We start from the raw sequence: 20,045 nt of genomic DNA on the forward strand, positions 1-20,045 counted from the left end.
ACACGGTCGCCGCCTGCACCACCGCCGCGGACATCCCGGCCCTCCCTGAACCGAACTGACGTTCGACACCATCGTACGGGGCCCTGCGACACCAACGCCGCCCCGAACACACCCGGATGTGGACAACGTGCCTCGATCGAGCGGCTGCCGCGTCCATCGCCGGCAGCCAAGATCCGGTTCCTGGAGGATCCCGACGACGGGGCGGGTGAGCGCTCCGGCTCAGTACACGTACAGCCGCGTGCCCACCGGGACGAGCCCCGCGTCCCAGATGAAGTCGATCGCCGGGTAGATCAGCCGCACGCAGCCGTGCGACGCCGGGTAGGGCGGGACGTTGGTCGATCCGTGGATCGCGTGGCCTCGGTCGGTGAAGTACTTGGGCCGCCACAGCGTGCCCAGGTGCGACTGGCGCATCCCGTCGATCTGGCGGAAGAAGGTGAAGGTCCCCTCGGGCGTGATCGCGTACCCCGAGCTGCCGCCTTCGTTGTAGTACCGCCCGTGGCCGCTGGAGACCGCGAACGTGTGCAGGACGCGGCCGTCCTGCACGACGAACATGATCTGGCGGGGCTTGTCGATCTCGACGTACCGCCCCGAACGCTGATGGCGCGGCACCGGCCGGGCGGCCGTCTGCAGCCGCTGGCGGGTCGCGGCGTCCACCGAACCGGTGCGTTGCAGCCCCTCGTGCTTCTGGAACGCGTACACCGCCTGGACGGTGGCGCTCCCGAAGGTCCCGTCGGGGGTCGGCAACCAGTACCCGAGGTCGCTCAGTCGCTGCTGCAGGTCACGCACCGCCGGTCCCTGGTCGCCCCGCGACAGCTCCAGCTTGCGGAACACCAGGTCGTACTCGAGGTGGCGCCACCCCGACCCGTCGACGGCCGCGGCGGTGACGCGCACCGGGTAGGCGTGGTTGGCCTGCGCCGCGATCGGGAGCGCACCGGCGCGGAAGACGATGCTGTTGGCGAAGTCGCCGTGCGCCAGGCTGCCGTACACCTCGTGGCCGTTGAGCGTCACGAACACCGACGACCGGTCGAGGTCAACGGCGCGGTCGAAGTCGATCTGGAGGGTGTCGAGGGTGTTGATCTCGGCGCCGGCTCCCGGCGACAGGCTGACCTCGCGCGGGCCCCCGGCGTCGACGGTGGCCCGACGGATGTCGCCCGCGGCGGTGTCGGCGACCGCGGCCGCCCCGCCGTACACGACCCCCGCGGCCGGCCGCCACGTGGCGAGCTGATCGACCTGGGGACGGGCGAGGTTGTGGTGCGCGGTGAGCATCAGCGGGGCGCCGCGGGCGGCGGCGTGGGGCCCGCCGGCGAGCGCGTCGGGGAAGCGCTCCCCGCTGGCCACCGCGACCGTCTGCGGCGAGGCGAAGAACCCGCCGGCGATCACCGCGGCGGTGTCGAACCGGCTCGGCCCGGCCAGGCGGCGCACCTCACCGGCGAGCTGGTCGAGCTCGGCCGCCACCTGGCCGTTGACCACGGCCGTCCCGCCGACCACGTACACCACCGGGTAGTTCCGCGCAGCCAGGAACTCGCGGGTCGCGGGCGGGAGGGTGTCGGTCGCGGTCAGCAGGATCGGCATCCCGCGGATCGCAGCCGGGGACGACGCGGCCAGCGCGTCGGGGAAGCTGAACCCCGACGCCACCACCGCAGCGTCACCGCGGGGCAGCACCGCACCGGCGGACGCGGCCGTCCCGAACCGGTCGGTGCCGGCGACCCGCTGTGGTGTCAGGCCGATCGCCTGCACGTCCGCAGCGACCTGCTGCGACAAGGCGCTGGGTCCGCCCAGCAGGTAGACGGTGGCCCCCGGCGGCAGGACCCGGCGTAGCTCCCCGGCGGTGGCGTCAGCCAGGCGTTCGGCCCCGCTGAGCAGCAACGGACCGTCGACCGCCGTGGCCAGCGGCGCCCCGGCCAGCGCGTCGGGGAAGTCGTCGGCCCGGGCCAGCACCGCCGCGGTGGCCGCCTGCGGGTACAGGTCGCGACTGATCGCGGCAGCGGTCTCGATCCGGTTCTGGCCGGCCAGGCGACCGACCGCCGTGTCGGAGGCCGTGAAGCGCCACGCCCGGGTGGTGGTCGCCCCCTGGCGGTCGGTCAGGTGGACCTCGGCGACGTGATCGCCGGGGGCCACCTGCGCTGTGGCGGCGATGCGCTGGTAGGTGTCGCTCCCGGACTGCTGGGCGGGCACGCCAACGCCGTCGAGGCGGACCTCGGCGCCCGCGACCCCCGCTTGAGCGACCAGGAACGCGGCGATCTCGACCGCTCCGGCCGGGATCACGCCGCCGGGAGCCGGGTGCGGCCCGATCACCCCGGGGCTGGGCGGTTGCGCCACGCTGTCGGCGCGGGCAGGCGCCACCGGGACGGCGAGCACGGCCACCATCGCCAGCACTGCCGGCAGGACGAACCCCGACCCACGACGGAACACGGCCACCGACACCCCCTGTGGAGCTCCCGCACGACGCGCCACCCAGCGTACGCGACCGCTCGACTGGTCATCCTGTCATCCTGCGCGTGCCGACACATGATGCCGGTTACGTGCTCCGACCGCCGTTCACTCGGTCGCCAACCCGATGTTGGGCGCCACGGTCGATGGCGCTGTCAGGGGTGTGATCGCGTCACGGTTGGTGGCGCCACGGTGAGTTGCGAAACCGGCACCGGCAAGACCCACCGGCTGATCGCTTTCGGCGTGGCCGCCTCCGAGCAAGGGTGCGCCGTCGGCTGCATCACCGCCGCACAACTGGTCAACGAAGCCTTCGAGGCCGCCGACGACCGGCAGCTGTCTCGCACCGTGGCCCGCTACAGGCGCCTCGACCTCCTGCTGCTCGACGAACTGGGCCACATCCAGCTCGACAGCCACGGCGCCGAACTGGTCTTCCAGGTCCTCACCGACCCGGAAGAGCGCGCCCCTCCGGTGACCTCCACGTTTTCGACGATGGCGGGCGTCTGGCTGTTCGGGCTCGTTGCCACGCCGTCGGCTGCCGTTTGGTTGAGGACAAACCTCGAGCGGTGCGAGGAGCGAAACCGGCAGGCCGCCACCGATCCGGACGGGTAGCGAGCTCACCGGCGGACAAGCCCTGTTCCCAACCAAGCGACGCAGCTTGGCGGTGATCTCCGCAGCCGACGCCCTCGCATCGGCTTTTTGCTGGTGGCGGGCCGGATGGTGCGCAGCATCCGGGCGGTCTCGTCGCCGAAAGGTCCCCCTGGACTGGACCCTCCAGCAACAAGTTCGACGAGCTGCTCGTGGATGCGCACCAGCGCTTCTGCCGGGCCGACACGATGTGCCAGCGCCGCTCGATCAGCAGCCCCAACAGCTGCGGGACACAGTCGTCGACGACCTGGCACAGCACGCGCGCGTGCCGGCCAGCGATCGCGGTCGACCGCGCATCGTGCGCGTCGGCCCGGTGACCCGACCCCGACAGCCTGCGCACCTGCCGCGACAGCGCCGCCGGTACAGCACGCACCTGATGGTCCGCCTCCATAGCTGCCTCGACAGCGCCAGCTCAACCCGTTGGCGTTTCTCGATTGCCCAGACCCGGTCAAGCCAGCGGTCCGCCCACTTGGGCAGCCGTGGGACCTGCCGGGTGTTGGCGTCGATGCGGATCCGGTCGAGCACCTCGTCGCGCTCTCCCAGTGCAAGCGCGGTGTGCGACCGCTTGTGCGGGTCGATGGCCGATCATGACCGCCAGGCGATAGGGCCCTTCACCGGCAACGAAATGGTGCGTTCACATCATGCCGGGTCGACCACCCGGGTCGAGACCGATGGTGCGACCCAGGAAGGGTCAACATCCAACAAGAGCAAACCCGAGGGAAACCCGGGGACGCAAAGTTCCGGGCCTACGCCGAGAGGTAGGGCGGCCGAGCTACCGAAGAGGAGACCAACCATGACCGCGACCACCACCACCACCCGTGCGCTCTCGCGCACCCAGAAGCTGCTCATGTCCATCACCGCGATCGGCGTGACCGCGTCGATGGCCGGACTCGGGTCGTTCGCGACGTTCACCGACACCGAGAGCGGCAGCACCCCGATCGACTCCGGCATCGTGTCGATGTCCGTCGGCGCCGACGGGACCGCCGACAACCGCATGTCGGTCGCCGCGACGGACATCGTCCCGGGCGACACCATCGAGCGCGCCGTCAAGCTCACGGTCGACAGCACCACCACGAGCACGCTCGGCAGCATCAAGCTCACCACGCAGGCCAAGAAGGCGGACGGCACCGTGCACAGCAGCAAGCTGGACACCGACGTCACCAACGGCCTGCAGATGCTGATCAAGCGCTGTGCCGTGGCCTGGACCGAGGCCGGTACCGCACCTGGCTACACCTACACGTGCCCGAACGACGCGGCCGGTGCCAGCCAGGAGACGAGCGTGCTCGCCAGCCGGGCGATCATCGGCGCCGACCTGGACCTGTCCAGCGCCCTCGGGCTGACGGCCGGGACCACCAACCACCTGCTCGTCAAGGTGAACCTGCCGACGACGGCGGACAACACCTTCCAGAACGTGGCCAGCACCGTCACCTACAGCTTCACCGGCACGCAGCGCGCCGCTACCAACAAGTAGCAGTAGACGCTGACAGCGGCGGGGGCGGAGACCACTCCGCCCCCGCCGCCACGCCCCACCCTTTCTGGAGGTATCATGGTGAACCGCGCCGCCCGCCTCGCCGTCCGCCTGATCGGTGTCACCGCGACCGCCGCGGTCGCAACGCTGTTCCTGGCCGTCGGCGTCGGCCCGCTGACGGGCCGCTACCTGCCCTACACGGTCTTGACCTCGAGCATGTCCCCGACGATGCCGGCCGGATCGGTCGCCTTCGTCGTGCCCGTCGACGCGGAGGACCTGCGGGTCGGCGACGTCATCACCTACCGCATCCCCGTCGAGGACCGGCGCGTCGTCACACACCGCATCGTCGAGATCGTCGAACCCGGCCCCGAACCGACCATCGTCACGAAGGGCGACGCCAACGACGCGCCCGATGCCTGGTCGGCCAAGCTGGTCGGCGGTGAGGCCTGGCGGGCCGTGGGAGCGGTGCCCTACCTCGGCTTCGCGCTCAGAGCGCTGCGCCACCCCACGGTCATAACGATCAGCCGCACGGTGCTGCCGGCGCTCACCGCGGTCGTGTGGCTGGCCAACATCTGGTGGCGACGTCCACACCAGGCCGACTGCCCCGCTCCCGGCAGCCGACCCACCACCGGCCCCCCGACGTCGACGCCGGTGGGCGTGCCGGTGGCCACCCTCCCGGCAGCCGACCTGCCGCTCGTGCCAGCCCGGCCCCGGCCGATCCCCGCCACCTTCACCGCCAGGACCCCGCTGCACGATCCGGTCGGGGCCTGACGTGCGTCCGGCAGCCCGCCTCCGGCGCCGCGTCACCCTCGCCGCCGCCACCCTGGGCGCCTGGATCGTGCTGGGGGCGACCGCGTTCGCGGCGTTCGCCGCGATCGTCACCGCGCACGGAGAGTTCTCCACCGCGGTGCTGGAACCCCCGACGTTGCTCAGCGCGACCGGCGGGACCTGCCAAGCCGACCAGCACGACTCCATCGTCCTGAGCTGGACGGCGAGCACGTCGAGCTGGGCGGAAGGCTACGAGGTCCTGCGCTCCACCGACGGAGCCACCTACACGCTGATCGCCACGCTCGCTGGCGTGCAGACCGACACCTACACCGACTCACCACTCGCCTTCTCGACGACCTACTACTACAGGGTCCGGACGATCAAGACGGAGTGGACCAGCCAGCCGGCGGAGGTCTCCCACACCACCCGCGGCTCACAGTGCCTCGTGTAGCCACACCAACACGGCGGCGAACCCAAGCGCTACCCGCAGCAACGACCGTCGCAGCCACGACGTACGGGCGGCCCCCCGAAAAGCGAACGCGCAGAACCACGGTGGGCGGCCAGAGATCCGGGCGCCGTGACTGAAAGGAGGTCGATGGAGTACGTGTTGGGCGCCACGGTTGGTCGCGCTGTAGCGGTGTGATCGCGTCACGGTTGGTGGCGCCACGGTGAGGGCACGACAAGGTGAACTTCGACGGGACCTATCCGCGGCACACTCGTCGCGGTCGGGTGTCGATCCAGCGGGTGCTTTGCACCAACGATGAGGGCTGCGATCAGCGGTCGCATTCGCGGCTTCCGGATGTGCTGGTGTCCCGGCGGGTGGATCTGGTGAGCGTGATCGGGTGGGCGTTGGAGGCCAAGGCCGCGGACGGTGGGCCACCGCCCGCGCGGAACGTCTGGGGGTGCCGGCGTCGACGGTGCGCAGCTGGTTTCGCCGCGTCGGGACGGTCGGTGGGCAGGTCGCCGGGCGGTTGTGGGCGGTTGCCGCGGCGGCCGGCTCCGGCGGTGCGTGACCCGCCGGCTACGGATCCGGTCGCGGGGCTGGTGGCGGCGGTGTGCCGCGCTGGGTCCTGGCGATGCGCTCACGCGGGCGGTCAAGCTGCGTTCCGGGCTGGTCCATCGTCGCACGAGCTGGATGGCCCGACTCGACGCACTACTCGAGGTGATCCGCCCGGCGTGGTTCGCCGCGCTCGGCTCGGAGCTCGACACGACGGCACTCCACCCCGGCCACCGGACGCGCCGTTGCTCGCCGGCCCTGCCCGCATCGGGCAGGATGCGGCCATGGCCCGACGCCGTCACCGCCTGCGGACCGTCGCTGTGGTCGGCCTGCTGCTGGCCGCCTGCGCCACGGGCGATGATCAGCCGACCGCGGCCGGTCCGCTGTCGCTGACCGCCACGCCCCTGTCGCCGTCACCCACGGCCACGCAGCAGATGTCGCCGACGCCGACCGCGACGCAGGAAGAGCCGCGCGACCCCACCGACGCTGACCGCGCCCGCTTCATCGCCGCCTACCGACCGCCCGCCACCAGCGATCACCGCAACCTCGCGATCGACCTCGACCGTGACGGGGTGAAGGAGGTCGTGTTCGCCTTCGTCGTCGACCACCAGAGCCGCTCCCAGGTCGACGTGGCGGCCTGGCGCGGCACGAGCTACGAGATCGTGGCGGCAGAGGCCGGTGGCCGCGCGGACGACCTGGTCGACCTGCAGGTCCGAGACCTCACCGCCGACGGGGACCTGGAGGTGGTGATCATCCAGCGTGTCGGGGCGTCGGGGAGGTCGGCGTCGGTATGGCGCGCGACGACCGGCGGGGAGCTGACGCCGCTGCGCGCGGTCGGGGACTGCTTCCACGGCACGCACACCTACGGCGACACCGGCGTGTCGATCGAGGATCGCGGGGGCGACGGCCGCGCCGAGATCCTCGCCACCTGTGAGGATCCCGATCGGCCCCAGCCGCTGTGGCCGACCGTGGTGTACGCCTGGAGCGATGGTGCGTACCACTGCCAGCACCGGGTCACCTCGGACGGTGAACAGGTTCCCTGCCGCGACGGCGGGCGCGGCGGTGGCGGGGTGGGCTGACGACCGGCGAGTGAAGAGAAGGGCCCCTCCACCGGCCGGTGGAGGGGCCCGGGCGGTCGCTGTCGGAGCGAGAGAGGGGATGGAGAGACCCGCTCCGTTGCGACCTGCCGGTGCGGCGTCCAAAGGGGGCGGCCGCACATCTGTCACAACGTTCGACGGCTGGTGCGGCTTCCCCGTCCCGCCCGACCCTTGCATCATCGACCGCGGCCCTCCGCAGCTGAACCCGTCGGCACCGCCCGCCCGGGTCATCGTCGCATGGTCCGATAGGACCGTTCGGGGCTGTCGGGTGATCGTGGGCTTCTGCGCACCGGTCGGCGTGAGGACGTAAAGGCGCGTCGCTGCGACGTCGATACCCCTACCGCGGCGACCGAGTGTCCGCGCCGTGTCCGGTCCGAACCGGAGGAGCCCTGTGGCCGAGTTCCTCGACGCCTTCGATCTCGAACGCACCTCGCTGCTGAAGTCGGTGAACACCTTCCAGGACACCTGGGGACGCTTCCAGGACCGGCGCGGACTGCAGGTGGACGGCGAGGAGGTCTCCGACAGCCTGATCGCCGGGGAGCTGGCGTTCGTCCGCCACGACCTGGAGCAGACCCGCTTCACGATCGGGATCTTCGGGCTGATCAAGCGCGGCAAGTCCACGCTGCTGAACGCGCTGCTGGGCCTTGAGGTCTCCTCCATGCACGTCACCCCCGAGACCGCCGTCCCGGTGTACGTCGACTACGGCGACCCGCAGGCCGACGTCTACTTCGCCGACGGCACGGTGAAGCACGTCGGTGTCGAGGACGTCGAGCACTACACGTCCCAGAAGCACAACGAGAACAACCATCTGGGCGTCATGAACGTGCACCAGTACGTGCAGGTCCCGTTCCTGCGCAACGGGGTCCGCCTCGTCGACACCCCCGGCCTCGACGACGCCCAGGCCGACGAGGTCTACACCGAGCGCACCCTGCAGGAGCTCGACGCGGTCGACGCCGGGGTCGTGGTGTTCCTGTCCCCGCCGACCGTTGGTGGCACGGAGCTGGCGTTCCTGGAGCAGGTCGCCGCCAGGCAGCTGAAGAAGGTGTTCCTCGTCTGCAACATGTACCCGCAGCACTTCCACGACCCGGCCACCCGCTCGGCGGTGCTGTCCTACGTCGGGAAGCGCGTGGTCGACGCGAGCCGACGCGCGGGTGTGCAGGGCGAGGTCCGCCTGTACCCGGTGTGCGCGCTGGACGCGTGGCAGGCCCGCGAGCGGGGCGACATCGACACGTTCAAGTCGTCGGGGGCCTCACGTCTGCTGCGCGACATCGAGACTTTCCTCGCCGACGAGGCCGGCCGGCAGGTCCTCGTCGAGGCCGCCGAACGCGTGGCCCACGCTGCGAACCTGGCCAAGGCCGAGGTCAACGTCCGCCAGCGGCTGCTTGAGGACCCCGAGGCGCTGGCGGCGCACCGCGCGGGGCTCGACGACAACGTCCGCCAACTCGAGAGCGACTTCAACGCTGCGGTGAGCACGGCGCTGGCCTCGATTGAACCGTTGCAGATGCAGATCCGCGGTCAGCTGCTCGCCCCGTTCGGTCGCGCCAAGCACCACCTCGACGGGCTCAAGAGCGTCAGCGACGTCGAGCAGTTCGCCAACAAGTTCCGCCGTGAGGTGGAGGTCGCCGGAGAGGTCGCGTCCCGCAACTTCCAACACGGGCTGGAGGAGGCCTTGCAGCGGCTGCGCCAGCTGCTGGAGGAACGTTTCGAGGCGGTGATGGTCGAGCTGAGCCCGTCCATCCCCAAGGTGGTCCTCAACGGCCGCGGCTTCCTGCTCACGCCCGACCAGGTCCAGGCCGCTCGCCGCTCCGACGATGGCGGGCTCACCGGGGCCTTGACCGGCGCGGCAGCCGGTGGGGTGCTGTCGGGCGGGGCCGCGTTCGCGCTGATCGGCGGCGTGCTCGGCCCGTTGGGGCTCCTGGCCGGGGCGCTCGTCGGGTGGAAGTTCGGGGAGCTGCTGGCGGGCCCACGGGGGCTCGACCGCGTCAAGCAGGTGCTACGCGAACGCCTCGACGAGGTCGCCCGGGACCTGACCCGCGACTTCGACCGCCAGGTCGCGACGGAGCTCGCTGCGATCCGGGAGCTGGTCAACCGCCGGCGCCTGTCGTTCGCCGCGGACCTCTACCACCAGTTCGAGTTCGTCGAGGGACTGTCACGTGACCCGCGCACGCTGCAGCAGTTCCGCAGCGAGTGTCACCGCTTCGCCGAGGCGTTCGACCAGTGCGCCGTGTCGGCACTGCGCATCGCCGGGATCATGGCCCCCGGCGGGTTGTTCGCTGAGGCCGGCGTCTAGGTCAGGCGGTGCGGCGGGTGCGGGGCACTCCGGCTTCGCGGAGCACCGACGCGGGGACTCCGGCTTCGCGCCAGGCGCTGTAGGTGATGCCCTTGCGCTGGGAGTACTCCCCGGCGGCCTGCTTGAAGCCCTCCTCGAGCGCTTCGACGTCGGGCTGCTCCTCCAACTCGGCGAGCTGACGTTCCGCATCGAGCCGTCGCTGGATCAACTCCACGCGCTTCGCGGCGTTGGTTTCCTCGTCGATCTGTGCCTGAACCCGTTGGATCTTCTTCTCGAGCGAGCGCCGGTCAACGGGGCGCCCCGGTCTCCGCCGCGTCGAGTCCAGCGCCTCGAGGTAGTCACGGACGGCTTTGGCTTGACGTCGGCCCTTGGCCAGGGCCTGCTTGTGTTCCTCGCTGAGCCCGCTTTCTGCCATGCCTCGCTCCTCGCTTCTGGCTGCTGATCGCCGTTGTACCACAGCGTCTTCCGTCGTGCGTCGGTGAGTGTTGCAGCGCCCCGTCTTAGACGTCAACCTGGGTGCGTCTCGCGGCAGTATGGCCTGTCGCGGACCCCATGGTTGCGGCCGGTCTTTCCGTCCGCTTTGCCCCGACCTCGAAACGGTGTGGACGTCGACGCAGCTTTCCGTGGGACCGGCTCCGACCCGCTGTTAGGCTCGGCGTCCGGTCGAGGCCCTGGCCGACGTGCCGTCTCGAACAGCGAGGAGATCTGCGTGGATGTCGAGCTTCCCAAGGCGAGGTCCGTCGTGGAGAACCCCTCGCCGGACCTGATGCGCGGGTGGACGCTGGAACAGCTGCGGCCGCGAGCGCAGGTCACCGAGTTCGGGAACATCAACTACACCTCCGAGGTCACCGCCCGTCTGAAGCGCTCCACGTTCTTCGTGTCCGACGAGGAGATCCACCAGCAGCGCATGCCACGCGAAGAGGCGGACGAGTGGGCCCGCAAGCAGGACGAGTACATCGCCGAGCGCGACATGCTCCTGATCGAAGGCTACATCGGACCGGACCCCGGGTTCCGCACCGGCACGCGGCTGTACATCGAGCGTTCCCAGCCCAACATCCCGGCGATGCAGCAGCAGTTGTACTTCGATCGTGACGACGACTGGGAGCCCGAATTCACCGTGATCTACACCCCGGGATGCACGGCGCCGGGCAAGCCAGACGACCGGCTGATCATGGTGGACCTCGACACGTACGTGACGCGGGTGTTCGGATCGGACTACTTCGGCGAATCGAAGATGGGCGCGCTGCGCATGTGGAACAAGCTCGTCTACGACCGCGGCGGGCTGGCGATGCACGCTGGCTGCAAGGTGTTCCCGGCGGAGCACAACCCCGACCGCCGCGAGAAGGCCATGCTGATCATCGGCCTGTCGGGGACCGGGAAGACCACCACCACCTTCCGGGAGCAGCTGGGGTCCTTACCGGTCCAAGACGACTTCGTCGCTCTGATGCCGGGCGGGACCATCCACGCCACCGAGGATGGCTGTTTCGCCAAGACCTACGGCCTGGATCCCGACGACGAGCCGACGATCTACTCGGGGACGACCGACCCCCTTGCGTGGCTGGAGAACGTCGCCGTCCGCCCCGACGGAACCGTCGATTTCTTCGACACCTCCTACACCGCCAACGGCCGCTCGACGTTCCCGATGCAGATCATCCGTCACCGCGACCCCCGCGGTCTGCCCAAGGCCGACTACCTGCTGGTGCTCAACCGCAACGAGAACATCATCCCCGCAGTGGCCAAGCTCGCGCGGGAGCAGGCGGCTGCGTTCTTCATGCTCGGTGAGAGCAAGGGCACCTCGGCCGGAGGCGCCGCGGAAGCGGGGAAGAACCTGCGGGTCCCCGGAACCAACCCGTTCTTCTTCACCAACGACGCGTTGCAGGCCAACCGGCTGATGGAGCTGCTGGAGACGCTGCCCGACCTGGAGGTGTTCGTCCTCAACACCGGACGGGTCGGGGGAAGCGCCGACGACGGACGCTCCAAGAAGGTCCGCATCCCGCACTCGTCCGCGATCGTGCAGGGCATCGTGGACGGTTCGATCTCCTGGGAGCAGGATCCTGACTTCGGGTACGCGGTGGCGTCCAGCGTGGCCGGGATCGACGACGTCGAGCTGCTGCAACCGCGGCGGCTGTACGAGCGTCAGGGCCGTGCCGACGAGTACCGCCAGCGGGTCGAACTTTTGAAGCAAGAACGCGTCGAGTACCTCGCCCAGTACGACGCGCTCGACGAGCGGGTCCTGTCCGCGGTCACCTAATCGTCGTGATGGGTCGCCTTCGGGCAGATCCGTCCCCGTCAGCCCGGCCGGTCGGTGAGCACTCAAGCCACCCATCGACTGGACGCGGAGGCCATCGTCTAGACCGGTTCCGGATCCCCGAGGGGCTCGGTGAGTGCCCCCCTGTCAATCCCTGCGACGGCCCACACCACTTACGAAAAGTCCGGGTTGGGCGAGCTTGACAGGAGTGGTCGCCGCGCGGCATCGTCCGCCGCGCCAGGGGACGTGACTCGGCGACGAGGGGTAGGTGGCACCGTGCCAAGAGCATCATCGACGACGTCCGAGTCCGACCATCTGATCGACCTCGTGACGGTGACAACCGGTCCGGGCGCGGATCGTCCGGTAGCCAGCGCCAAGCTGGGAATCCCGGTGGATAGCCTGACCAGAGGTCAGGTCACCCAGGTCGATCCAGAGCGGTTGAGCGCGTACGGGCGCAAGGCTGATCGCGAGTTCGTGGCGGCGGCTCTGGTGGCCGCCGACCCTGAGGGCTCGGGGCGTCTGCCGGTCGTGGCGGGCACCGCTCCGAAGGGGCGGGCGGCGCTGAAGGTGGCCGGGGTCTCCCGCGCCACGAACCAGGCGCTGAAGGCTGCCGGCTACCGCGACAGGCACCAGCTCGCCCACCTGCGGCTGGGCCAGCTCGGTGGGGCGGCGCGGGGCATCACGCTGCGCGACGTCGACCGGCTCCACGAGGAGCATCTGCTGGCCAGCTACGCGAGATTGGGTGTCCCCCGGGAGCAGGCGGGCATCCTGGCTAGTCACCGCATTCACCCGACGTACGCCGCGTTCTATCTCCCGGTGTGCGGGGGCAACGTGATCGTCCCGGGCGATGGCTTCCAGGGCTTGGACGTCCTCGACGTGCTGCGCGATCGTGAGCTCTTCGACGAGCTGATCGTCGTGGATTTGGGAGGGCCGATTCCCGACCCGGAACCGCCGATCGGGTGGTTGCCCGGTGGGGGAGTTACGGACCCGCCCGACCCCGGGATCGACCTGCTGAACGTCGCCACCCTGAAACGAGTCGTGGTGGATGACGCGCTCGTCTCGCGGTTCGTGCGCGAGGGCGTGGAGCCTGCCGAGGTCGGCCCCGCCGTGCATTCCGCCCAAGTGTTGCTCTCCCAGGGCAGGCGCGATGACGCGCTAGGCGTGCTGCACCAAGTCGGCACAGTCGAACGTGACGGACTGGCCTCCACCGCGCGATACCAAATGGAGGTGCTCGCGCCTGCCCTCGTCGCGCTGCACGGCGCCGACGCCGGTGCTCGGGCACCGCAACAGCGCGTCCACGCCGCCCGGACAGCTCTTCGCCGTGCGGTCCCCGGCTCGCGCACACACACGGCCTTGGTCCGCAGCCTGGTCGCCGAACAACGTCTCGCTGGCGACGCCCACCTGCGCCGGTCCCAAACCGCCAACGGCCCAGCTCGTGAGCGTGAGCGGCATGCGGCGCGGCAGGCCTACCTCGGTGCGCTGACTGGTGGCACGCCGGCAAAGTCAGGTGACGCGCCCGGCGATCCGTTGATCGCCCTCCAGGGCGCGGCACCGTTGCTGGACCTCTACCGCTCGGTAGGGGTAGCTGTGGCTGCTCCAGCGGAGCCGACCGTGTTGAAGGCCGGCGATCAGCAGCGCCTGCTTCCTGCGCAGGGCTACGCCCACCTGCTCGGTGCGGGAGGCGTCGCCGCCCTGTCCGACGACGTGGTCAAGGGCCACGCCCTACACGCCTGGAAGCAGCTGCACCGACTGACCTGCGACGGAACCGCCTACGTGCCTCAGGTGCTGCCCGGGGACCTGTTCCGGTTTGACTGGCTGCTCGACGAGGCCCGTCAGCTGGCTGACGACGTGGCCCGCATCGAGGAGTTGCTGACGAGCTTCCTCAACCTCGTGATGCAGCAAGCGCTCGACAAGATCGGGTCGGTCACGGGCATCGTCGAGGAGTTGGCGCGCCTGGTCGACAACCTCGTCAAGCGCGTGCAGGCCGTGGCCGCAGAGGTGCCGGCGATCGTGCGCGACCTGGCCGAGAAAGCGCAGACGGCTGCGCTGATGGTCGGGCTGGTCCGCTGGCTGCGCGACTGGCCGCACGACCGCTGGATCCGGGTCGTCGAAGCCATCATCGACGCCGTGGCCACCGGCGACAACGTCATCGACCGCGTCATGGACGCGATCATCGGCCCGCTCGAGGCCGACATCGCCCAGATCCTCACCGACGCGCAGAGCCAGATCGAGGGCACCCTCACGCGGCTCCAGGAGCAGGTCGACGGGCTCGCGCTGCCCGACGAGCTGCTCGCGTCCTTCCACGATGCGCTGGCCGCCGCGGGGGTCTCCGATCCCTCCGCCGAGATCCTCGCTCCCCTCGAGGAAGCGCTCGAGAACCTCGACCTCATGGCGATTGCGCGGGACGCGCTTGACGACCTCGGCGCGGTCGTCGGCGTCCCAGACTGGCTGAAAGCGATCCTGGCGGTGTGGGTACTCGCCCCCGTTGTTGGTGCCGTCGTCGCGCTGCTGGCCAGCGGCCCGATCGGGTGGGTCCTGCTGTGGGTGGGCATGGACTACCTCGTGTCGCTGGCGGTCCGGGCGCTCACCGATGTCCTGGGCCTGGCCACCGACCTCCAGAACCAGGTCGACGAGGCGATCGCGCGCCTCAACGAGCTGATCGGTGGCCTGGTGACGGCGCTAGCCGACGTCGGCGCGTTGCAGGGGATGATCAGCGGTGTGGATGCGATCCTCGACGCAGTCGAGGAGCTGCTGCCCGAGGAGGTGCGCGACGCCGTTCACGGGGCCCTGGCGACCGCACGCGACACCGTGCTGGACAACGTCCACGGCATCACCGTCGCGCTGGAACGTGCGTACTTCCGCGAGACACTCGACCTCGTGCAGGCGGCCCCCTCGGAGGGCTTCGCCACCGAGTTGCCACGTGACGGGCAGATGCTCGGGTTCAACGATCCGCGCTACGGGTCGTCCGCGGTCGTGGCCCAGGTCCTGTCTACCTACGAACTCGAGCGGGTCCGCCGTACCACCTCACCGCTGCAGGAGTTGACGCAGGTCATCAGCCTCCGGCACGTTCTGGGTTCAGCGGCGGCACTGCAGCCGCTATTGGCCGGGCTGCCACTCAACTTCGCGATCACGCAGACGTTCCTTGACCGGTTGATTCCGGGGCTCGAGGAGGCGCTGATCGAGGACGTCCAGCTCCACCTGGACTTCGACGTGCCACCCGAGGTACAGACCGCGCTGGACACGGTGCTGTCCACGGCGTCGACGATCGCCGGTGGCGGGATCGATCCGGCGCTGGACGGTCGGGTCTCCGGCGGGGGCTTCCCCGGCCTGCCGGTGGTGGTCGGCCGCGTCCCGAGTGGGATCCCGGCCGTGCTCACGCACCGTGGGACGTCCTACGTCCGCCTGCGTCCCGGCCCGGAGCTCGCGAACGCCTACACCGACGAGTGCGGCTGTCCGGCCGACCCGTTGAAGCTCGCGCCACCGATCCGCGGCACCCGCCTGCTCGACGATCCAGACCCCGAGGCACACGAGGCCGGATGGCGCCGTCTGATGCTGCTGGACCGGCCAGCGCAGCAGGTCTTCTCCCACTTCGATGTGCTGGATGACACCGTTCGCTTCCACGTTGCGGACAAGGAACTCCAGCCGTTCGAGCACCGCGGCATGGTCGGATCGTGGATGCTCGAGGTACCCGCCCTCCGCTTGGGATCGGTGGTCCACCAGCTTCCACCGCTCCGCGATGTCCGCTTGGTCGTCAGCGGGACCGCGCGGTACTCCACCCAGCTGGCTGACCTGGTCGCCCAGCCACCCGTACCGGTCACCGAGCCAGACGTCACGGCGGCGGCCGACGGGCTGCTACCCGACGTCGGCCTGCCTGCGGACGTGACCGCGATCCTGGCCAAGCTCGACGAGGTCAAGGGGGCGATCGACGGTGTGGTCGGTGACCTCGCGACCGCCATCACCGGTGACCTGGACGACCTCACGGCAGCGCTGGGCACGAACATCACGGGGTTCACCGACGCGGCGGACCGGATGACCACGACGGTGGCCGCTGCGCTTGGCAACCTGCTGGCTGTCGCGGACGGGCTGGTGGGCCAGATCGCCGTCGTCCAGCTGTCGACCGAGACGCTGGCCAACGCCACCGACGTCCTGACCGGCGCTGCAGCCGCCACGTGGTCATCGACCGACATCACGGCAGCGATGGCCGAGCAGGGGATCGCGGTGTCGAGCGTGAGTCGCGTCGTGCAGGTGGTGGTCGTCCCGGTGCTCTCGTCGAGCCTGCTGGGCGGCGCGGTGACCTGGCCGAACTCGGCCGGCGAGCTCGCGTTCACGCCGAGCGGCGGTGCCACCGAGGCCGCGCCGATCACCTTCGATGGCGGGACGGTGCTGGTGGACGGTGGCGACCTGGGTTCCCCGACGTCGCCGGCGGGCACCTGGGAGCTGACCCTGCCCAGCGGAATGCCCGCGCTGGACCGCGTTCTGATCGGGCTAGTGGTCGAGACGTTCACGCCGTAGCCGCTCGATCGTCTACCCGCCGGGCGAGCGCGGGGCGGCACAGGAGTCGCTGGCGGCCCGTCCCACTGCTTGGGACACCTAGCGGCGAACGTCGCGGCCTCGAACGCCGGGACTAGTCCAGGTGGGGTGAAGGATATGCATCAGGTTCGCCATCCCGCAGATGCTGCTGCGCCCCGACTACCTGGACATGAGCGTTACGTTCGGTGATCAAGCCATCACTACGCGTAGCGGTCATCCGGCAGAAAGCGGGCATGGGATGGCCAAGGATCGACGCAGGACGCGGCTGCACCTCGCAGTGCTGGTGGCTGGCATCCTCGCCGGCGTCCCCGCGGTCGCCTCCGCCCAACCCCTACCGGTGATCGTCGAGGTCCAGGCCCCCGCGGCGCCCCGACCTGCTGCATCCCCGGACCCGGCACCGGGTCCGGCAGCCCCACCCGCGGACGAACCGACGGGTCCCCTGCCACGCACCGGCAGCGACGCGCTGCGGTGGCTGCGGGACGCGGCCGCGTTCTTGACCGCAGGGGTGGTGCTGGTCATCGCCGCCCGCGAACCCACCCGCCAACCCACAGCTCGGAGACACCCACAATGAACCTCTCACGACTCGGACGCACGGCGGTCGCCGCCGGCGTCATCAGCATGACCCTGGCCTCGCAGGCCATCGCGGCGACCACGCAGCAGCCCGTGTCGGTCGCGGTGGTCGCGGGTCAGCGGACCATGCAAGTGACCGGCAGCCTGGCGTTCGGCGCCGGGTCCACCACCGGATCGGCGCCCATGGCGGTCACCGTCACCGACCTGGCCTACAAGGACGTGGGATACGAGGTGAACGCGACCCTGACCAACCTGTACAAGGTCGACTCCGCCAAGACCACCACGGCCGGCCTCGACTGCGCCGCGCCGATCGCGGCGAACAACTTCGATGTCGCGTTCGGTGCCGCGGCCGGCGCCCCGACCAACGTCAAGGCGGTCGTGGACTCCACCCTGGCTTTCACGGGAGACCTCGCCAAGGCCACCACCGGGATCGACACCACCACCCTCGTCGGGATCGCCGACACGACCGTCACCGCCAAGGTGCAGAGCCTGCTCAACGAGGTCGCGACCACGGCCGGGCTGATGAACGTGTCCAACGGGGCGGCCGGGACGTTCACGACCGCCGCGTCCGACGGGGTGTGTGACACCGGGTCGACCACAGGGACCACCGTCAAGCTGCAGGACGGGGCCACCCGCGAGCTGACCACCGCCGAGCTGGACGCCATCCGTCAGCAGATCTTCGACGCCGCCAACGCCAACCTCGACACCGTGCTGACCGCGCCCGAGGCCGCCAACGACGTCCTGCTGTCGTCGACCGCCGACGACCCCACGACCGGGGCGCTGTGGATGGCGGTCAAGGCCGCCATCGAGGACTTCCTGGTCGCCAACCCCACGGTGATCGTCACCGACCTGGACGCGCTCACGACCAACATGGTCAACAACGTCGTGACCGCCGGGCTGGTCGACCTGCTCAGCTCCGTGGTCGGCCAGACCGGGATCTACGCCAACGCCCCGTCCCTGGCGCTCAAGGGCATCGGGAACGCCACCACGGGTCTGTACAAGGGGACGCTCAAGGTCACCCTCGTCGACAAGGCCAGCTGATGACGACGTCACCGGCGATGGTCTGCCACCGTGGGGGCCGCTTCGCGGCGGCCCTCACGGTCCTCGTTGCGGCAGTGGGGCTGGTCATCAGCGCCCCGCCCGCCGATGCCGGCGAGACCGACACCTTCCGCTTGCAGCCCTACCCCCTGGAGGTCGGCGGTGACGTCCGTCGCGCGTTCCAGCTCTCCGTCGAGCCGGGCGCGACCGTGACCGACGCGGTGGAGCTGACCAACCTCACCGACCAGCCGCGACGCTTCCGGCTGTACCCGGCCGATGCCAGCACCGACCCGCAGACCGGCGCCACAGCGGTGACCGCCGCCGGCGCCTCCCTGAAGGGGGTCGGTTCGTGGATCGACGTGGAACGCAGTGACGTGGCCGTGGCTCCCGGCGCCCGCGAGCTCGTGTCGTTCTCGGTCGCGCGCCCGGCGGGGACGGCAGCCACCGGCACCGGCGCGGTCGTCGCGGAGGAGGTCCGCGAGGCCGCCACGGGCCCCGGGATCGACGTGGTGTTCCGCGTCGCGATCCTGGTGGACCTGTCGGGCAAGGCCGCGTCGCTGACCGTCGACGCGCCGAACCTGACCGTGCCGGTGGCTCTGCTGCCCTCGTCGGGGACCGTGGGCACGACGCTGCACAACGAGACCCTGCAGCCGGTCACCTCGACGGTGCACTTCGCGGTGCACAGCCTGACCGGTCGCAGCTGGGCCCTGCAGCCAGTCACCGTGGAGTTGGCCCCCGGCGAACGTCTGCGCGTGGAGCAGGACTGGGAGGCGGTCCCGCGGTGGGGTGGCGTCCTGCGTGCCTCGGCCGAAGCCACCTGGAGCGGTGGGGCCATCTCCGCCCAGGGCCCGCGCGCACTGCACCCGCCACCGTGGCTGCTGGCCGTGGTGATCCTGGCCCTGGCGGTGCGGGTCGCCCGAGAGCTGCCGATCAGAGTGCTGCCTGGCCGGCCCGCAGTGCAACGCACGTGGTGAGCTACGGGCGGCACCGCGCGAGGTGGTCCTCCCAGTCCCAGCCGGCGAGCCACTGCTGGGCGGCGTCGACCCCGGAGGCGAACAGCTGCTGGGCCTGGGCGGAGGTCAACGCGAAGTCGACCGCCGAGATGCCGCTGGTGTCGACGAAGATGGTGCGTTCGGCCACGCACGGGTCGTGCAGGTGCTTCCAGTCCTGGGCCAGCAGCAGCGTCCCGATCACCGCCCGCAGGTAGCTGGCCGGCCCGCGGATGCGGTGGGCGGGCCCCTGGCCGTCGGGACGCGCCGACAGCTTCACGCCGATGGTGGGGAAGCGCGGGGGGCGGGCGTCGTCACGATCGAACAGCTCGATCGGGAAGTTGGACAGCAACCCGCCGTCGACCAGGTAGTGCACCTCCCCGCGGGCGTCGCGGAGGCCGACCGGCTCGTAGAAGTACGGGATCGCGGTCGACGCGCGGACGGCGTCGGCCACCGGCTGCTCGTCGGGTTCGAGCCCGTACAGGTGGTAGTCCCACGGGAAGCGGACCAGGCGACCCAGGGTCAGGTCGGTGGCGGTGACCACCAGCCGGTGGCGCCGCTGCGGCGGCAGGTGACTGCCGGGGTCGTCGCGGCGAAGATCGCCGAACGTCTCGACGCCGAGCTCGGCGAGGCGCTCGTGGACCCAGCGCCGCACCGCGGTGCCCTCGAAGATGCCCTTCTCGAGGACGATCGACAGGGTCGGGCCCAGCACGGGGATGCGGTCCAGGAGGCTGCGGTCGGCGAACCGCAGGTAGTCGATCGTGCCCATCCAGGCGCGGAGCCGGTCGGGTGTGGCGCCGGCCGCGATCAGCGCCCCGACCACCGCTCCGGCGGAGGTCCCAGCGACCCGTTCGAAGCGGTAGCCGGCCTGGTGCAGGCTGGTGACCGCCCCGACCAGCGCGACGCCCTTGACCCCGCCGCCTTCCAGGACCAGGTCCGCTGGGCGGGTGGCGTGGCCGGTCACGTCGCGGACCG

The 20,045-nt window shown here is 70.6% G+C and carries 14 protein-coding genes and 1 riboswitch; of the genes, 11 read left to right on the forward strand and 3 right to left on the reverse strand.

All coding sequences use genetic code 11. The annotated features are described in order from the left end of the window. Window positions 1-219: 219 nt before the first annotated feature. The gene (locus KY462_14770; protein MBW3578970.1) at window positions 220-2,418 is read right to left on the reverse strand and encodes a cell wall-binding repeat-containing protein; all 2,199 of its coding nucleotides are present in this window, start codon (window positions 2,416-2,418) and stop codon (window positions 220-222) included. A 90-nt stretch (window positions 2,419-2,508) separates the two neighbouring features. On the opposite strand from KY462_14770, the gene KY462_14775 reads away from it, so the two are divergent. The 6 genes from KY462_14775 (at window position 2,509) to KY462_14800 (ending at window position 9,695) form a co-directional block, all read left to right on the forward strand. Further along, window positions 2,509-3,039, forward strand: a complete 531-nt coding sequence (locus KY462_14775) for an ATP-binding protein (protein ID MBW3578971.1) — start codon at window positions 2,509-2,511, stop codon at window positions 3,037-3,039. Between the two features lie 732 nt (window positions 3,040-3,771). Continuing rightward, window positions 3,772-3,855: riboswitch (cyclic di-GMP riboswitch) on the forward strand. 13 nt (window positions 3,856-3,868) lie between these two features. Further along, window positions 3,869-4,546: a M73 family metallopeptidase gene (locus KY462_14780; protein MBW3578972.1), complete on the forward strand. Its 678-nt coding sequence runs from the start codon at window positions 3,869-3,871 to the stop codon at window positions 4,544-4,546. Window positions 4,547-4,621: 75 nt separating this feature from the next. After that, a complete protein-coding gene (locus KY462_14785; GenBank protein ID MBW3578973.1) occupies window positions 4,622-5,314 on the forward strand; it encodes a signal peptidase I in 693 nt (230 codons plus the stop codon). A 1-nt stretch (window position 5,315) separates the two neighbouring features. Then, complete coding sequence (locus KY462_14790) at window positions 5,316-5,762, forward strand: fibronectin type III domain-containing protein (protein ID MBW3578974.1); 447 nt, start codon at window positions 5,316-5,318, stop codon at window positions 5,760-5,762. 830 nt (window positions 5,763-6,592) lie between these two features. Beyond that, window positions 6,593-7,387, forward strand: coding sequence for a VCBS repeat-containing protein (locus KY462_14795; GenBank protein MBW3578975.1), 795 nt, complete (start codon window positions 6,593-6,595; stop codon window positions 7,385-7,387). A gap of 409 nt (window positions 7,388-7,796) precedes the next feature. Then, window positions 7,797-9,695, forward strand: coding sequence for a dynamin family protein (locus tag KY462_14800; GenBank protein ID MBW3578976.1), 1,899 nt, complete (start codon window positions 7,797-7,799; stop codon window positions 9,693-9,695). A gap of 1 nt (window position 9,696) precedes the next feature. On the opposite strand, the gene KY462_14805 is transcribed toward KY462_14800, so the two are convergent. Continuing rightward, window positions 9,697-10,110 carry a hypothetical protein gene (locus KY462_14805; protein MBW3578977.1) on the reverse strand — a complete coding sequence of 138 codons (414 nt, stop codon included), beginning with the start codon at window positions 10,108-10,110 and terminating at the stop codon, window positions 9,697-9,699. A gap of 294 nt (window positions 10,111-10,404) precedes the next feature. Here KY462_14805 and KY462_14810 point away from each other — a divergent pair, with 294 nt between their 5' ends. From KY462_14810 to KY462_14830, 5 genes are all read left to right on the forward strand, one after another. Beyond that, entirely contained in the window at window positions 10,405-11,946 is a 1,542-nt protein-coding gene (locus tag KY462_14810) for a phosphoenolpyruvate carboxykinase (GenBank protein MBW3578978.1), read from the forward strand. Between the two features lie 387 nt (window positions 11,947-12,333). Continuing rightward, entirely contained in the window at window positions 12,334-16,455 is a 4,122-nt protein-coding gene (locus KY462_14815) for a hypothetical protein (GenBank protein ID MBW3578979.1), read from the forward strand. A gap of 256 nt (window positions 16,456-16,711) precedes the next feature. Further along, window positions 16,712-17,044, forward strand: coding sequence for a hypothetical protein (locus KY462_14820; GenBank protein MBW3578980.1), 333 nt, complete (start codon window positions 16,712-16,714; stop codon window positions 17,042-17,044). Continuing rightward, on the forward strand, window positions 17,041-18,084 hold the full coding sequence (locus KY462_14825; protein ID MBW3578981.1) for a hypothetical protein: 1,044 nt from the start codon (window positions 17,041-17,043) through the stop codon (window positions 18,082-18,084). Before KY462_14820 ends, KY462_14825 begins: the two co-directional genes overlap by 4 nt. After that, entirely contained in the window at window positions 18,084-19,055 is a 972-nt protein-coding gene (locus KY462_14830; protein MBW3578982.1) for a DUF916 domain-containing protein, read from the forward strand. The genes KY462_14825 and KY462_14830 overlap by 1 nt, the downstream gene beginning before the upstream one ends. Before the next feature lies 1 nt (window position 19,056). Here KY462_14830 and KY462_14835 read toward each other — a convergent pair whose 3' ends face one another. After that, window positions 19,057-20,034 carry a patatin-like phospholipase family protein gene (locus KY462_14835; protein MBW3578983.1) on the reverse strand — a complete coding sequence of 326 codons (978 nt, stop codon included), beginning with the start codon at window positions 20,032-20,034 and terminating at the stop codon, window positions 19,057-19,059. Window positions 20,035-20,045: the final 11 nt, after the last annotated feature.

The organism is Actinomycetota bacterium (assembly GCA_019347675.1).
Taxonomy (GTDB): Bacteria; Actinomycetota; Nitriliruptoria; order Nitriliruptorales; family JAHWKO01; genus JAHWKW01.

Bases quoted from the DNA above. Each gene is read 5' to 3' on its own strand.
- KY462_14775 (MBW3578971.1), top strand. From the start codon at position 2,509: ATGATGCCGGTTACGTGCTCCGACCGCCGTTCACTCGGTCGCCAACCC.
- KY462_14795 (MBW3578975.1), top strand. From the start codon at position 6,593: ATGGCCCGACGCCGTCACCGCCTGCGGACCGTCGCTGTGGTCGGCCTG.
- KY462_14785 (MBW3578973.1), top strand. From the start codon at position 4,622: ATGGTGAACCGCGCCGCCCGCCTCGCCGTCCGCCTGATCGGTGTCACC.
- KY462_14820 (MBW3578980.1), top strand. From the start codon at position 16,712: ATGGCCAAGGATCGACGCAGGACGCGGCTGCACCTCGCAGTGCTGGTG.
- KY462_14780 (MBW3578972.1), top strand. From the start codon at position 3,869: ATGACCGCGACCACCACCACCACCCGTGCGCTCTCGCGCACCCAGAAG.
- KY462_14805 (MBW3578977.1), bottom strand. From the start codon at position 10,110: ATGGCAGAAAGCGGGCTCAGCGAGGAACACAAGCAGGCCCTGGCCAAG.
- KY462_14830 (MBW3578982.1), top strand. From the start codon at position 18,084: ATGACGACGTCACCGGCGATGGTCTGCCACCGTGGGGGCCGCTTCGCG.
- KY462_14825 (MBW3578981.1), top strand. From the start codon at position 17,041: ATGAACCTCTCACGACTCGGACGCACGGCGGTCGCCGCCGGCGTCATC.